The 14,323-nt window shown below is 66.6% G+C and carries 11 protein-coding genes; 7 read left to right on the top strand and 4 right to left on the bottom strand.

What is annotated here, in order from left to right; genetic code table 11:
* Positions 1-31: 31 nt before the first annotated feature.
* The gene (locus LDO14_RS08425) at positions 32-1,555 is read right to left on the bottom strand and encodes a leucyl aminopeptidase (RefSeq protein ID WP_223994773.1); all 1,524 of its coding nucleotides are present in this window, start codon (positions 1,553-1,555) and stop codon (positions 32-34) included.
* Between the two features lie 256 nt (positions 1,556-1,811).
* On the opposite strand from LDO14_RS08425, the gene LDO14_RS08430 reads away from it, so the two are divergent.
* The 4 genes from LDO14_RS08430 to LDO14_RS08445 all read left to right on the top strand — a co-directional run bounded on the left by LDO14_RS08430 (position 1,812) and on the right by LDO14_RS08445 (position 7,136).
* Positions 1,812-2,750 (top strand): PAC2 family protein, encoded by a 939-nt coding sequence (locus LDO14_RS08430; protein ID WP_018769674.1) that lies wholly within the window; start codon positions 1,812-1,814, stop codon positions 2,748-2,750.
* A gap of 51 nt (positions 2,751-2,801) precedes the next feature.
* Positions 2,802-4,148: an MFS transporter gene (locus LDO14_RS08435; protein WP_134164382.1), complete on the top strand. Its 1,347-nt coding sequence runs from the start codon at positions 2,802-2,804 to the stop codon at positions 4,146-4,148.
* Between the two features lie 107 nt (positions 4,149-4,255).
* On the top strand, positions 4,256-5,506 hold the full coding sequence (locus LDO14_RS08440) for a DUF4192 domain-containing protein (protein ID WP_223994775.1): 1,251 nt from the start codon (positions 4,256-4,258) through the stop codon (positions 5,504-5,506).
* A 313-nt stretch (positions 5,507-5,819) separates the two neighbouring features.
* Positions 5,820-7,136, top strand: a complete 1,317-nt coding sequence (locus LDO14_RS08445; protein WP_223994777.1) for an RNA polymerase sigma factor — start codon at positions 5,820-5,822, stop codon at positions 7,134-7,136.
* Between the two features lie 182 nt (positions 7,137-7,318).
* Here LDO14_RS08445 and LDO14_RS08450 read toward each other — a convergent pair whose 3' ends face one another.
* Positions 7,319-7,540, bottom strand: a complete 222-nt coding sequence (locus LDO14_RS08450; RefSeq protein ID WP_018769678.1) for a hypothetical protein — start codon at positions 7,538-7,540, stop codon at positions 7,319-7,321.
* A gap of 256 nt (positions 7,541-7,796) precedes the next feature.
* Between LDO14_RS08450 and LDO14_RS08455 the strand changes: the two genes are divergently transcribed.
* Entirely contained in the window at positions 7,797-9,905 is a 2,109-nt protein-coding gene (locus LDO14_RS08455; RefSeq protein ID WP_056389822.1) for a DNA topoisomerase IV subunit B, read from the top strand.
* A gap of 90 nt (positions 9,906-9,995) precedes the next feature.
* Here LDO14_RS08455 and LDO14_RS08460 read toward each other — a convergent pair whose 3' ends face one another.
* Together LDO14_RS08460 and LDO14_RS08465 are read right to left on the bottom strand one after the other, a co-directional pair.
* A complete protein-coding gene (locus tag LDO14_RS08460) occupies positions 9,996-10,988 on the bottom strand; it encodes a M56 family metallopeptidase (RefSeq protein ID WP_223994779.1) in 993 nt (330 codons plus the stop codon).
* Positions 10,989-10,994: 6 nt separating this feature from the next.
* Entirely contained in the window at positions 10,995-11,378 is a 384-nt protein-coding gene (locus LDO14_RS08465) for a BlaI/MecI/CopY family transcriptional regulator (protein ID WP_018769682.1), read from the bottom strand.
* Between the two features lie 263 nt (positions 11,379-11,641).
* Here LDO14_RS08465 and LDO14_RS08470 point away from each other — a divergent pair, with 263 nt between their 5' ends.
* Both LDO14_RS08470 and cydB read left to right on the top strand, forming a co-directional pair.
* On the top strand, positions 11,642-13,246 hold the full coding sequence (locus LDO14_RS08470) for a cytochrome ubiquinol oxidase subunit I (RefSeq protein ID WP_018769683.1): 1,605 nt from the start codon (positions 11,642-11,644) through the stop codon (positions 13,244-13,246).
* Between the two features lie 27 nt (positions 13,247-13,273).
* Positions 13,274-14,323, top strand: a complete 1,050-nt coding sequence (gene cydB, locus LDO14_RS08475) for a cytochrome d ubiquinol oxidase subunit II (protein ID WP_018769684.1) — start codon at positions 13,274-13,276, stop codon at positions 14,321-14,323.

Genomic DNA, 14,323 nt, shown 5'->3' on the forward strand with positions numbered 1-14,323 from the left:
GGGCCTGGAGCCCGTGACCCAGGCAGTTTGCTCAGGCCGCGGCCAGGATGTCCTCCACGTAGGCAACCAGGGTACGGACAGTGCATCCGGTGCCCTGCTTGTGGGTGTAGCCGTAGGGGCTGCCGTTATTAAAGGACGGCCCCGCAATATCGATGTGCGCCCAGGGGATCTGTTCGCCCGCTTTGTCCTTACCCACGAATTCGCGAAGGAACACAGCAGCGGTCATCATGCCGCCGTGGCGTTCGCCAATGTTGGCCAGGTCCGCCACCTGGGAATCCAGGCTGGGGCGCAGCTCCTCCGGCAGGGGCATGGGCCAGACCAGTTCGCCGGCACGGTCGGCCGCCGCCTTGAGGGCGCCCGTGACGCTTTCCGAGCCCATGACACCGGCAGTGCGGTTGCCGAGGGCGATGAGCTGCGCGCCGGTCAGCGTGGCCACGTCGATGATGGCGTCCGGGTATTCGCGGCTGGCTGCAACGATGCCGTCCGCCATGACCAGGCGGCCTTCGGCGTCGGTGTTGAGGACTTCAACCGTCTTGCCGCCGAACATGGTCAGCACATCGGCCGGGCGCGACGCGCCGCCGCCCGGCATGTTCTCCGCGATGCACAGCCAGGCGGTCGCCTTCACGGGCAGGCCCAGGCCGGCAAGGGCCAAAACAGTATTAAGTACGACGGCGGCGCCCGCCATGTCGCTCTTCATGTCGCCCATGTTCAGGGCCGGCTTGAGGGAGATGCCGCCGGTGTCGAACGTGATCCCCTTGCCGACCAGCGCAACCTTGGCGGTGGCCTTGGCGGGGGAGTACTCCACCTTAACCAGCCGCGGCTGGCGGGTGGAGCCCTTGCCCACGCCCATGATGCCGCCGAAGCCTTCCTTCTCAAGCCGCTTCTCGTCCCAGACGGTGACCTTGACGGGGAGGCCCTTGGCAAGGTCCTTGGCGGCCTCGGCGAAGGACTCCGGGTAAAGGTGGCTCGGCGGCGTGTTGACCAGTGAGCGGGTCGCGTTGACGGCTTTGGCCACCAGTCCTGCCCGCTTCAGTGCGGCGCCCAGGTCCGTGCTGCCTGCCAGTTCCGTGAAGATGACGGCATTGCGGACGGGATCCTTGAGCCCGTCCGCGGAAGACCGGAACTCGGTGAAGGCGTAGGCGCCCAGCGCGGCACCCTCGGCGACGGCCGAGACATCCTGCACCGTCGCCGTCGGGAACGCCAGGGTTACGGTGGCGAGGCCGGCCAGCTGCCGGACCGCGGATCCCGCTGCCCGGCGGAGTGCCTCACCGGTGAGCGGTGTGCCTTCCGGCACCTTACCCACTCCGGCGAGGACCAGGATGCCGGCGCCGGTTTCGGGCAGTCCCGGGAGGCGGATCAGCTGGTCCGCCGCGCCGGTAACTCCGAGTGCCTTGAGGGAGTCAGCCAGGGCCTCCGCGGACTTCGCCGTCAGCGGGTTGTCCAGCAGGACGGGCCCGTCGCTTCCCTGCCCCACCCCGATCACCACGGCATCGCTGGGGTTCCTCTTAAGGTCCCGCGAGACGGTACTAAGGTTGACTTCAGTATTCTTGACCACAGGGATGAGTCCTCAATTCTCGAAACGATCGGGCAGGGATGCATGTTGGGCGCTCTGCCATGGTGGCCCGGATCCGGCCGTTCTGGACGGTGCCCGGGTGGTTGCAAGCCCGCCTGGCAGGCCAGTTCCGATCGTAGCCGTTCCCCTGCGGAGCGACAGAATTTCCTGAGATGTGCGCCACACCGCGGCCCGGAATGCCGGGTGCCCCTGCGGCGTTATGAATGATGTCCACCCGTACCCCTGAAAGGAACACGCCGTGCTTGAACGGATTTCCGGCTCCCTGCTGGACCCCGACGCGCTCTATGCCAGCAACATCGAGCTGTTCCACAGCCCGGAGCTGCAGGGGCTGAACCTGGTCATGGGTTTCACCGGGTTCGCCGACGCCGGCCATGTGGTGAAGCAGATCAACGCCGAACTGCTGGATACCCTCGACGCCCAGCCCGTGGCGGTCTTCGATGCGGACCAGTTGATTGACTACAGGTCCCGCCGGCCGCACCTGAGTTTCGTGGAAGACCACATCCAGGACTACCAGGAGCCCCGGCTGGCCCTCTACCGACTGGTGGACGGGCTGGGGAAGCCATTCCTCCTCCTGGCCGGCTTCGAACCTGACCTGCAATGGGAACGCTTTGCCCGTGCCGTGGTGAACATCGTGGAAAAGCTGGACGTCAACCTGGTCACATGGATCCACTCCATCCCCATGCCCGTGCCGCACACCCGGCCCGTGGGCGTGACGGTACACGGGAACCGGCCTGAGCTGATCGAGGGCATCTCCGTGTGGAAGCCCACCGTTGAAGTTCCCGCCGCTGTTGGCCACATCCTGGAGCTGCGCCTCGTGGAGGCGGGCCGCAATGTTGCCGGCTACGTCATCCACGTCCCGCACTACCTCGCCGAGGCCGAGTACCCCACCGCCGCCGTCGCCGGCCTGGAATACCTTGGCGCCGCAACGTCCCTGATGCTGCCCACCGACCGGCTCCGTGAGTCCGGGCGCGAGGTCAGCCGGCAGATTGCCCAGCAGATCGAGGCGTCCGAGGAGGTCCAGCAGGTGGTCTCCCGCCTCGAGACACGCTACGACGAGAAGGCCGACGGCATCGTCCGCCGGTCGCTCCTGGCCAACGAGAACGACGAGCTTCCCGACGCCGACGACCTGGGTGCCGCCGTGGAGGCCTACCTGGCCAGGGAGAACCCGGGGCAGTAGCGGGACGTCACGGCTTCCGGGCTGCGGGCGCGCGCCGGGCATAATGAACTGGTGACTGCTCCCCGCGCCTGGCTTATCTGGACCATTGGAATTTTCGGGTACCTGGTGGCCGTGGCGCAGCGGACCTCCTTCGGCGTGGTGGGGCTCGAGGCCACGGAACGGTTCCACGCCACGGCGTCCGCCATCTCCTTCTTCACCGTCCTGCAGCTGCTGGTGTACGCCGGGCTCCAGATCCCGGTGGGCCTGCTGGTGGACAGGTTCGGCTCGCGTGCCATGATCGCAGGCGGCGCTGTCCTGATGGGACTCGGACAGGTGCAGCTGGCCTTCGCCGAAAGCATCCCCGGGGGAGTCCTTGGCCGTGTCCTGGTGGGCGCCGGCGACGCCATGACCTTTATCTCGGTGATCAGGCTCATCCCGCTGTGGTTCGCCCCCGCCCGCGTCCCCCTGGTCACGCAGTTGACCGGCATGTCCGGCCAGTTGGGTCAGCTGTTCAGTGTCCTGCCCTTCGCGCTGGTCCTGCACCTGTCCGGCTGGACCCCCGCTTTCCTGATGCTGGCAGGAATGTCCGCACTCGCCGTCGTGCTGGTACTCCTGCTCCTGCAGGATGTCCCACCGGGGACCGAACGGCCGCACGCCCGGCAGGGGCTCAAGGCCACCGGCGCCTCACTGGCCCGTGCCTGGAGCCAGCCCGGAACCCGGCTGGGAATGTGGAGCCACTTCACCATCCAGTTCAGTGGCACCGTCTTTGCCATGACGTGGGGCTACCCGTTCCTGATCTCGGGCCAGGGCCTGGACGCAGCCACCGTCGCAGCGCTGATGGCCCTGTACGTTGCCGCAGCCATGGCAGTGGGCCCGTTCATCGGGCGCTTCGTTTCGCGCCATCCACTGCGCCGTTCCACCATGGTGCTGCTGATCGCCGGCGCCACCGCCACGGCATGGGCCGCGGTGCTGCTGCTGCCCGGGCGCGCTCCGCTGTGGCTGCTGGCAGGCCTGGTGGTGGTGCTCGCAATCGGCGGCCCCGGTTCCATGATCGGCTTCGACTTCGCGCGGACCTTCAACCCCGCGCACCGGATCGGCACTGCCACCGGCATTGTCAACGTTGGTGGCTTCATCGCTGCCCTGGTCTCCATCTTCCTGATTGGCCTTGTGCTCGACGTCCTGAACGCCACCGGGTTTTCACAGGGGGTGCTCTACGGCCTGGCACCCTTCCGGCTGGCTTTGAGCGTCCAGTTCCTGCTCCTTGGCATCGGTGCCGCAGCCATCCTGGCCTCCCGCCGGAAGGTCCGCCGGCAAATGGCCGCCCAGGGCATCGTGGTTCCGCCACTGCGCAGCGCCATCGCCCGGCAGCGCCGTGAAAGCCTGGCCCGCCGCCGCCAGCCGACGCCCACGGACGACTGAGCCACTCCCGTTCGCGGGGTCCCCGCACTCTTCCTCCACGGCACCGGTTACCCACATAGCCGGACGGGCCACTGCCCGCGCCCCCGCCGGCGGCGAATGCTGGAGCCATGACAGGTTCAGAACGATTAATAGTGCGCGGCCCGGAAGACATCCTTGGCTTCATTCCGCATTCGCTCGGGTACTGGCCCGCTGCCAGCCTGGTGGCCATGACGCTGCACGGCACCACGCTCGGAGCCACACTCCGGCTTGACCTTCCGGGCCCGGCGAACCAGGCCGACCCCGCCGCGTTTGCCCGTGCCGTCCGGCGCTACCTTGAATCAGACCAGGACGCTGACGGCTCTCTGCTGGCTGTCTTCACCAGCGACGCCGGAATGGGACCGCCATCCGCCTACGACCTCCTGGTCGACACGGTGCGACGTGCCCTGGACCAGGCCGGGATGCCTGTCCGCGATGCCTGGTTGGTGGGCGATGAGTACTGGCGGGACGCCCTGTGCAGCGACGCCTCCTGCTGCCCGCTTCCGGGACGTCCCGTGCAGGAGATCAGGGACAGCATGCTGAATACGGAGATGGTGTACCGGGGCAGCAGCATTGGACCCGCGCCACGAGCGGGGAGCCAGCCGGAAGCCCCGGTCCCCGCCATGCACCTGGCGGCCGTCCTTGAGGCACAGGCCGGCTGGGAGGACGAGCTCGGCGGGCAGTCCCGCAGCAGGGCACAGTTCAACGCGGTGCTTGACTTCTGGGAGTTGCTGCTGGAGCGGAGCCATGACGGGCAGTGGATTCCGGACGTTGAACGGGACGCCTTCCTGCGCGCCACGCTGCTCGTTCCCACCTGGCGCGACGCCCTGCTCGTGATGGCTGCGGCGGGACGGGCCGCCGCGGAGGCAGGCGCAGAACAGTTCGGCGTCCTTTCCGAGGACGGGGGCGACTTTTCCGCAGTGGCGCTGCCGTTGCTGCCTCCGCCGGGATTCGCCCGCCGGCAGCAGCGCCGGGCGGGCGGTGCCGCTTCCGGCGCTGTTCCTGCCGGCTATGGCGAGGTCCTCATGGGCCTGGCGCCGGCCGCGCCGGACTGGGCCGGACTGGACGCGCTGGACCGGATTCTGGGGCACCTGGCAGTGTTGGGCGGACACCCGGCCGCAGCAGCGCTCACGCTCCGAGGATGGGTGGCCTGGTCCCGGGGACGCGGCTCCTACGCGGCTGCCCACTTGGGCCGGGCGCTTGAGCTTGAACCGGAGTGCCGGCTTGCCGAGCTCCTGCTGGATATCGTGGGCAGGGGGACGCTTTGTGGCTGGGCCGCCCGGAAGGAGGCGGCCTGGCAAAAGTTCCCGAAGGATCCTGCTGGGGAGAAGGAGACGCTGTGAGCCGGACCCGGGCGTCGTGAAGCCGGCCGGACATGCCCCGGCCGGGCCGGGCCCGCCGGGGCAACCGTAACGGATGGCGGCAGGGGAGGTTGGATCCGGGCAAATCGTGAGACAATGGATGCCGAGACCCGGTTGGGTCCGTGTATCGAGTGCTTGTAAGCGTCCCCGCAAGGGAACATTACAGCCACTCCGGGAGTTGTCTTAGGTGACTCTGCCGGCCGTGGTGGTGCTTGGTTTCCACCACGGACTTGACAGGGTCATAGTGGTGTTGCCCGTATGGTGATTCCACAGACCACCGCTAGAAAGGTTTTCTGTGACCCCGTCTTCCACGAAGAAGGATTCCGCCGCCCAGGATGTCTTGTCCCCTGAGGAGAAGCAGGCCGCGACCAATGCCAAGCGGGCAGCTACGCGGGCAGCCAACAAGGCTTCGGCCGGCGACGCTGCAGGCGACAGCAAGCGCGAGCCCAAGAAGCGTGGGCCCAAGCCCGGCGCCAAGGCCGCAGCCGAGGCTGCGGGAAAGTCCGCCGCCGGTGACGTTGACCCGGACGAGGTCGAAGACGTCGAGGAAGACCTCGACGACATCGTCCTCGAAGGTCCGGACGCAGCAGAGGACGTCGACGCCGACCCCGTCAAGGGTGCCGCCGGCAGCGGCAAGGGCTTCGTCTACTCCGATGCAGACGACGACGACGCGCCCGTGCAGCAGGTTATGTCTGCCGGCGCCACGGCCGACCCCGTCAAGGACTACCTGAAGCAGATCGGTAAGGTGGCGCTGCTCAATGCGGAGCAGGAAGTCGACCTTGCGCTGCGGATCGAGGCCGGGCTGTTCGCCGAGGAAAAGATCGCCGCGGACGACGGCTCCATGGATCCGAAGTACAAGCGTGAACTCGAATTCATCATCCACGACGGCAAGCGCGCCAAGAACCACCTGCTGGAAGCCAACCTCCGCCTGGTGGTCTCTCTGGCCAAGCGCTACACCGGCCGCGGCATGCTGTTCCTGGACCTGATCCAGGAAGGCAACCTTGGCCTGATCCGCGCCGTGGAGAAGTTCGACTACACCAAGGGCTTCAAGTTCTCCACCTACGCCACCTGGTGGATCCGCCAGGCCATCACCCGCGCCATGGCCGACCAGGCCCGCACCATCCGTATCCCGGTGCACATGGTCGAGGTCATCAACAAGCTGGCACGTGTACAGCGCCAGATGCTGCAGGACCTGGGCCGCGAACCCACGCCCGAAGAACTGGCACTGGAACTGGACATGACGCCGGAAAAGGTGGTCGAGGTCCAGAAGTACGGCCGCGAGCCGATTTCGCTGCACACCCCCCTGGGTGAGGACGGCGATTCCGAATTCGGCGACCTGATCGAGGACTCGGAAGCCGTTGTTCCGGCTGACGCCGTGAGCTTCACCCTCCTGCAGGAACAGCTGCACTCCGTCCTGGACACCCTTTCCGAACGCGAGGCCGGCGTGGTTGCCATGCGCTTTGGCCTGACTGACGGACAGCCGAAGACTTTAGACGAAATCGGAAAGGTCTACGGCGTCACCCGCGAGCGGATCCGCCAGATCGAGTCGAAGACCATGTCCAAGCTCCGGCACCCCTCCCGGTCGCAGGTGCTGCGGGACTACCTGGACTAACCTCTTCCGCACGACAAAACAGGGGCCGTTCGGGAACCCACTGCACGGTGGGTTCCGGAACGGCCCCTGCTTGTTTATGAGCTCCCTCCGTGCGGCTAAAGGCCTGCGGGGCCCGTTAAACGCCTGCGGGGCCTTTCCGTAGTGGAAAGGCCCCGCAGGGTTCGTTGTTACCGATGCCTCATCTAGTCGATTTCCACGGCAGCTTTCTCGTGAAGCTTTCCCGTCTCGTCGTGCCAGCCGGAGCTCAACGGCTTGAGCGTCGCCTCCACTGCACGGGCGTGGTGGCCGCAGAACAACAGCTCACCGCCGGAGGACTCGAGTACAACCCGGACATATGCCTGAGCTCCGCAACGGTCGCACCGGTCGAGTGCGTTTAGTGTGCGGTCTGCCACTGCTGTTGTCATGTCGGCCTCCTTAGTAGATCAGTACATCTATATAACCAGTATTCGTATCCGATCCATCGCAAGGATGGGGCAAGTTCGCTGTCCGCGTATCCGCAAGGTTAGGTCAAGAATTGCCCAGTTCCGCGGATCACGGAGGCTGGTGGCGCGGCGCACAAGGCGCTGCGGGTGTGGCAGACGGCTGTCGCCGCTGCCGCCGACTACCCTAGAAGGTGCGGTCCCAGCGCCGCTTCCACGTCCCTGAAGGAGTTCATCACCAGTGGCACCAAGCTCTGAGTACACCGCCCGGCACCTTTCCGTACTGGAGGGCCTTGAAGCCGTCCGCAAGCGTCCGGGCATGTACATCGGCTCAACGGACTCGCGCGGCCTCATGCACTGCCTCTGGGAGATCATCGACAACTCCGTGGACGAGGCGCTTGCCGGGTTCGGCCACGACATCCGCATCATCCTCCACGCGGACAACTCCGTGGAGATCCACGACGACGGCCGCGGCATCCCCATCGACAAGGAACCCAAGACGGGGCTCACCGGCGTCGAAGTGGTGTTCACCAAGCTGCACGCCGGCGGCAAGTTCGGCGGCGGCTCCTATACCGCCTCCGGCGGCCTGCACGGCGTTGGAGCGTCAGTGGTCAACGCTCTCTCGTCGCGCCTGGACGTCGAGGTGGACCGCGGCGGCAAGACCTACCGGATGTCCTTCCGGCGCGGCGAGCCCGGACGCTTTAAGGACACCGGGTCCCGCCCGGACCCCGCAGCGCCGTTCACTCCGTTCGTCGATGACTCGGTACTGGACATTGTGGGCAAGGCCAAGCGCGGAGTCACCGGGACCCGGATCCGCTACTGGGCGGACCGGCAGATCTTTACCCCGGATGCCAAGTTCTCCTACGAGGACCTTGCTGCCCGCGCACGCCAGACCTCCTTCCTGGTGCCCGGCCTCAAGCTCACCGTGCGGGATGAGCGCAAGCTCCCCGGAACCCCGGGGGAAGCCGGCCCGCACGAGGAGGTCTTCCACCACGACGGCGGCATCTCCGAATTCGCCGAGTTCCTGGCCGCGGACCCGGCCGTGACCGACGTGTGGCGGCTGCATGGATCAGGGAAGTTCAAGGAGACCGTCCCGGTCCTTGACGAACGGGGGCACAGCCAGCTGGCCGAGGTCGAACGTGACTGCGAAGTGGACGTGGCACTGCGCTGGGGCATCGGCTACGACAGCACCGTGCGAAGCTTCGTCAACATCATCGCCACCCCCAAGGGCGGCACGCACCAGTCAGGGTTTGAGCAGGCGCTGGTCAAGACTTTCCGGAAAGCCGTGGAAACCAATGCCCGCAAACTCAAGGCCGGCAACGACAAGATCGAAAAGGACGACATCTTCGCCGGCTTGACCGCGGTCCTGACCGTACGGCTCGCCGAACCACAGTTCGAGGGCCAAACCAAGGAGATCCTGGGCACCAGCGCCGTGCGCGCCATCGTGGCCCGGGTGGTGGAGCGGGAGATCTCCGCCAAACTGTCCTCCAGCAACCGGAACGACAAGGCCCAGTCGGCCCTGCTGCTGGAAAAAATCGTCAACGAGATGAAGTCCCGCATCTCGGCCCGCGTGCACAAGGAGACCCAACGGCGCAAGAACGCGCTGGAAACGTCCTCGATGCCCACCAAGCTCGCTGACTGCCGGACGGACGACGTCGAACGTTCCGAACTGTTCATCGTGGAAGGCGACTCCGCGCTGGGCACCGCCAAGCTGGCCCGGTCCTCCGACTTCCAGGCCCTGCTGCCCATCCGCGGCAAGATCCTCAACGTGCAGAAGGCATCGGTGGGGGACATGCTCTCCAATGCCGAATGTGCAGCGCTCATCCAGGTGGTGGGCGCGGGGTCCGGCCGCAGCTTCGACATCAATGCGGCCCGGTACGGCAAGGTGATCCTCATGACTGACGCCGACGTTGACGGCGCCCACATCCGGACCCTGCTGCTGACCCTGTTCTTCCGCTACATGCGGCCCATGATCGTGGAGGGAAGGGTGTTTGCCGCGGTTCCGCCGCTGCACCGGGTGGAGGTCATCAACGCCGGCCAGAAGGCCAACGAGATGATCTACACCTACTCCGAGGCCGAACTGCACGTCCTGCTGGCCCGCCTGGCCAAGGAGGGCAAGCGGTACAAGGAGCCGATCCAGCGGTACAAGGGCCTTGGGGAGATGGACGCCGAGCAGCTGGCGGAGACCACTATGGACCCGCGGCACCGCACCCTGCGCAAGGTGGGGATCGAAAACGCGCAGCAGGCAGAGGAGATCTTCGACCTGCTGATGGGCTCCGACGTCTCCCCGCGCAAGGACTTCATCATCGCCGGCGCGTCCAGCCTGGACCGGGAGCGCATCGACGCCTGACCGGGCGCAGGGTCGCCGGGCGCTGGGATGGGTTCGGCGATCCCGGGGCTTTGACAAGCCCACCCGCCGGGTTGAAGCGCGACGGCGGCGTCAGCCCAGCAGCCCCGGAACCACCAGCAGTGCCGTGGGCAGCGCCAGCAGCAGGACGGACCCGGCCAACACGGCGCTGCGGACGGCCGCAGGAAGCTGGGGCTGGGGGGTCAGGAGGCGGCTGACCCGGGAGGCCGCGGTCCTGACCGCGTCCGAGCCCGGTCCGCCCGACGCCGACTCCAGCCCGGACAGGGCCAACGAGGGCGAGGACGGGCGGATGTCGCCGACGCCCGCGTTTCCGGTCGACCCGCTGGCAACGATGGCTATCGCCTTGATGAGGGTGGCCTTGCTCTCCGTCCGCAGTGCGACGTCGTCGGCCAGCATCTCGATCAGGGAGTTGACCGATTCCTGTGCAAGCCGGGTGGTGGGCAGCCACGGGAGGGCCTGCCGCCAGGCGGCAAAGGCCCAGAGCAGCAGGTGGTGCCGCTGGCTGAGGTGCGCGTTCTCGTGAATCAGGACGGCCCGCAGCTCGTCCGGTTCGAGGGCGGCCATTAGGCCGTCCGACAGCACGGTCACGGAGCGGGCGCCCCCCGGGAGGCAGTACGCGACGGGGGAGTCGTGGCTGATCACCAGCGTCCCGGCATCCTGGGCCGATGGGGAGGCCAACAGTGCGAGCAGTTCACGGTGCCGGCGCCGCTGCCGCTGGATCTTGTAGTACGTCAGCAGCAGCGTGAACACCAGGTGGGCCGTCAGCAGGGCAGCAGTGGACAGTGCGAAGATATGCCAAAAGCCCAACGCCGTGGTGGGGGCATTGAACAGCACCATTCCCGCCAGCGCGCGAAGCCCTGCGATGAGGTTGTCACCGATTGGTTCCAGGCCATAGACCAGCATGGCGCCGATCATGGAGAGTCCACCCGCGAGCGCGATCGCCTGCCACAGCAGCATGGCCGTGAACGGCGACCTTGCCGGCCATTGGGCCCGTGACAGGAGAATTGGCACCGGCCAGGCCAGGATTATCGCCAGGACCGCCAGCAGGTATGAGGCCCAGAACATGGTGTGCTAGAGGTGGCCCAGCAGTTTACGCAGCGTCTCGGCTTCACCTTCGGAAACGGACCCGATGAAGCGGGCCAGGACGGCCTCGCGGTCCGGGGCTGATCCGAGGACCTCATGCATGAGTTCGGCGGTGTGGTCCGCGCGGCTGGACACGGCCTGGTACCGGTGCGGGCGGGTTCCGCGTTCGCGTTCCACCAGCCCCTTCTTTTCCAGGCGGGAGAGTACGGTGAGCACCGTGGTGACGGCCAGTTCCTTGCCTTCGTGGCCCGGTCCGCCCTGCGCCGCGGACGTGCGCGCCAGCTGATCCCTCAGGGTATTGGCCGTAGCCGCTTCCTGGCCCGCCCAGAGCAGGTCCATGACTGCCCGTTCCAGTTCACCAAGACTAGCCATTTCACTTTTCCTTTTGTTTCCCCGCACCGCGCATTCTAAGGCGCCCGGTGACGTCGCGCGGTTGTTCAACTACATAACCAAATCTACCCCGAAAACCGCCCGGGTTCTACATCGGGTAGAACATGTGGCGCGCCGGCCCCTGCCGCGCCATGCTAGGGGAGGGCGATTGGTTTTCGCCCGCCACTGCCGATGTTCTACACTTTGTAGAAGTTACAGTTCTACAAAGCGTAGAAATCTACATTGGCTAAACAGTAGGGACTGCCATGGACGCCTTGGAAATCGCACGCTGGCAATTCGGCATCACCACCGTCTACCACTTCATGATGGTGCCGCTGACCATTGGCCTGGGCCTGGTGGTGGCCGTCATCCAGACCGCCTGGTACCGCACCGGCAAACCCGAGTACCTGCGCATGACCAAGTTCTGGGGAAAGCTGTTCCTCATCAACTTCATCATGGGCGTGGCAACCGGAATCGTGCAGGAATTCCAGTTCGGCATGGCCTGGAGCGAGTACAGCCGGTTCGTGGGTGACGTCTTCGGAGCCCCGCTGGCCCTCGAGGCCCTCCTTGCCTTCTTCGTCGAGTCCACCTTCCTGGGACTGTGGATCTTTGGCTGGAAGCAGCTAAAGCCCGCCATCCACCTTGCCTGCCTCTGGGTGGCCGTTATTGGATCGGCCCTCTCCGCCTACTTCATCATCGTGGCCAACAGCTGGATGCAGCACCCGGTAGGGGTGGAAATGATCAACGGCCGGCCCGTCATGACCGACGCGTGGGCCGTCTTCACCAACAACACCGCGCTCGTGGCCGTCCCGCACACCCTGTTCGGCGCCCTGGCCGTGGCCGGCGGCTTCCTCCTGGGCATCGCCTGGTACCACCTGTGGCGGAGGCGGCACGACGGCGTTGACACGGTGGGTGCCGACGGCAAGGTCATCCCCGGTGAAGACGTCCGCATCCCCGGCCGTGACCGTACAGACCACAGCGTATGGATCCGGTCCCTGCGGATCGGCGCCGTGGTGGCCATGATCTCCTTCGCCGGCACCGCGGTCACCGGCGACCTGCAGGGCAAGCTGATGTTCCAGCAGCAGCCCATGAAGATGGCCGCCGCGGAGGCGGCCTGCCACGACGGCACCGGTTTCTCCGTCCTGAGCGTCGGAAACGTGGGGTCCAGGAACTGCGACGACGTCGTGGCCGTCATCGAGGTTCCGGGCATCCTGTCCTTCCTTGCCAAGGGCGACTTCACCACCGAGGTCAAGGGCGTCAACAGCCTGCTGCCCGAATACAAGGCCAACTACGGGACCAACCTGCCGGACAACCCCATCTACGGTGAGCGGGCCGGCCAGGAAATCGAATACGTGCCCGTCATGGAAGTCACCTACTGGGGATTCCGGATGATGATCGGATTTGGCGGACTCGCCGCCCTGGCAGCATTGGTGGCGCTGTGGCTCACCCGCAAGGGGACCGTGCCGGAGTCGCACTGGATGATGCGGCTGGCAGTCTTTGGCATCCTGGCCCCCTTCGGCGCCAATGCCGCCGGCTGGATCTTCACCGAGATGGGCCGCCAGCCGTTCGTCGTGGCGCCCAACCCGGATCCCAGCGGCATCGACCAGGTGTTCATGTTTACCGCCGCCGCCGTATCGCCGGGTGTCTCCGCAGGGGAACTGATCGCCTCGCTGGTGGCCCTGACGGCCGTCTACGCAGTCCTGCTGGTGGTGGAGGTGAAGCTGCTGGTCAAGTACATCCGCGGCGGCGTGGTCTCCGCAATGCCCGAACTGGTCCACGCGCCGGTGGACGAGAACGAGGACGCCACCCCGGGACCCGGCGGCCCCGGGGACGCGAAACACGCAGACGACGTCCTGGCCTTCGCCTACTAGCCCGAAACCAAGCAGAGGAAACAAACAATGGAACTGCTTCCCACCATGTGGTTCATCGCCATCGCGGTGCTGTGGACCGGATACCTCTTCCTGGAGGGCTTCGACCTGGGCGTGGGGATGCTGATGAAGCTCTTCGCCCGCGACAACACCGAGCGCAGGGTGCTGCTGAACACCATCGGACCTGTCTGGGACGGCAATGAGGTGTGGCTGCTGACCGCCGGCGGCGCCACCTTCGCAGCCTTCCCGCTCTGGTACGCGTCGCTGTTCTCCGCGCTCTATCTCCCGCTGCTGGTCGTCCTGCTGGCACTGATCTTCCGGGCGGTGGCGTTCGAATACCGTGGCAAGGTGGACACGGACAGCTGGCGGAACCGGTGGGACTGGGCCATCGCGCTGGGTTCCTTCTTTGCCGCCTTCGGCGTGGGCGCCGCACTGGCCCTCACCACCACCGGCCTTCCGCTGAACGCCAACGGCGACCGCGAAGGCGGCCCCATGGCCTGGTTCAGCGGCTACGCCCTGCTGGGCGGTATCGCCGTGGTGGGGTTCGCGCTGCTCCACGCGCTGGCGTTCCTCGCCCTCAAGACCGACGGGGAGGTACGGCACCGCGCCCGCCAGTGGTTCGTTCGGCTCCTGCCGGCCCTGCTCCTGCCCATCGCGGCGTGGGCCCTCGCCATCCAGTTCATGGACGGCAAACCCTGGACCTGGGCCGCCGTCGTCCTGGCCGTTGCTGCGGCCGTTACTGCCTGGCTGCTGGCCCGGAAGGGCTCCGAAGGCCGGTCCTTCCTGGCCCTGGGCGCCTTCCTGGTGCTGGGTACGGCGTCCATTTTCGGGGCCGTGTTCCCGGTGGTGCTGCCCTCCACGCTGGACAGCGCGTTTGACCTCACCATCTCCAACGCCTCCTCCTCGGACTACACCCTGGGACTGATGAGCATTGTGGCAGCCTTTGGCCTTCCCCTGGTGATCGCCTACCAGGCCTGGACCTACTGGGTCTTCCGCCGCCGCGTCAGCGCCGCCCACATCCCGGAAGCCCACAGCTTCCTCCCGGCGGTGGCCGCCAGGGCGTTCACCACCAAGGGCTGA

The sequence above is a fragment of the Arthrobacter sp. NicSoilB11 genome (genome assembly GCF_019977375.1).
Classification (GTDB): Bacteria; Actinomycetota; Actinomycetes; order Actinomycetales; family Micrococcaceae; genus Arthrobacter.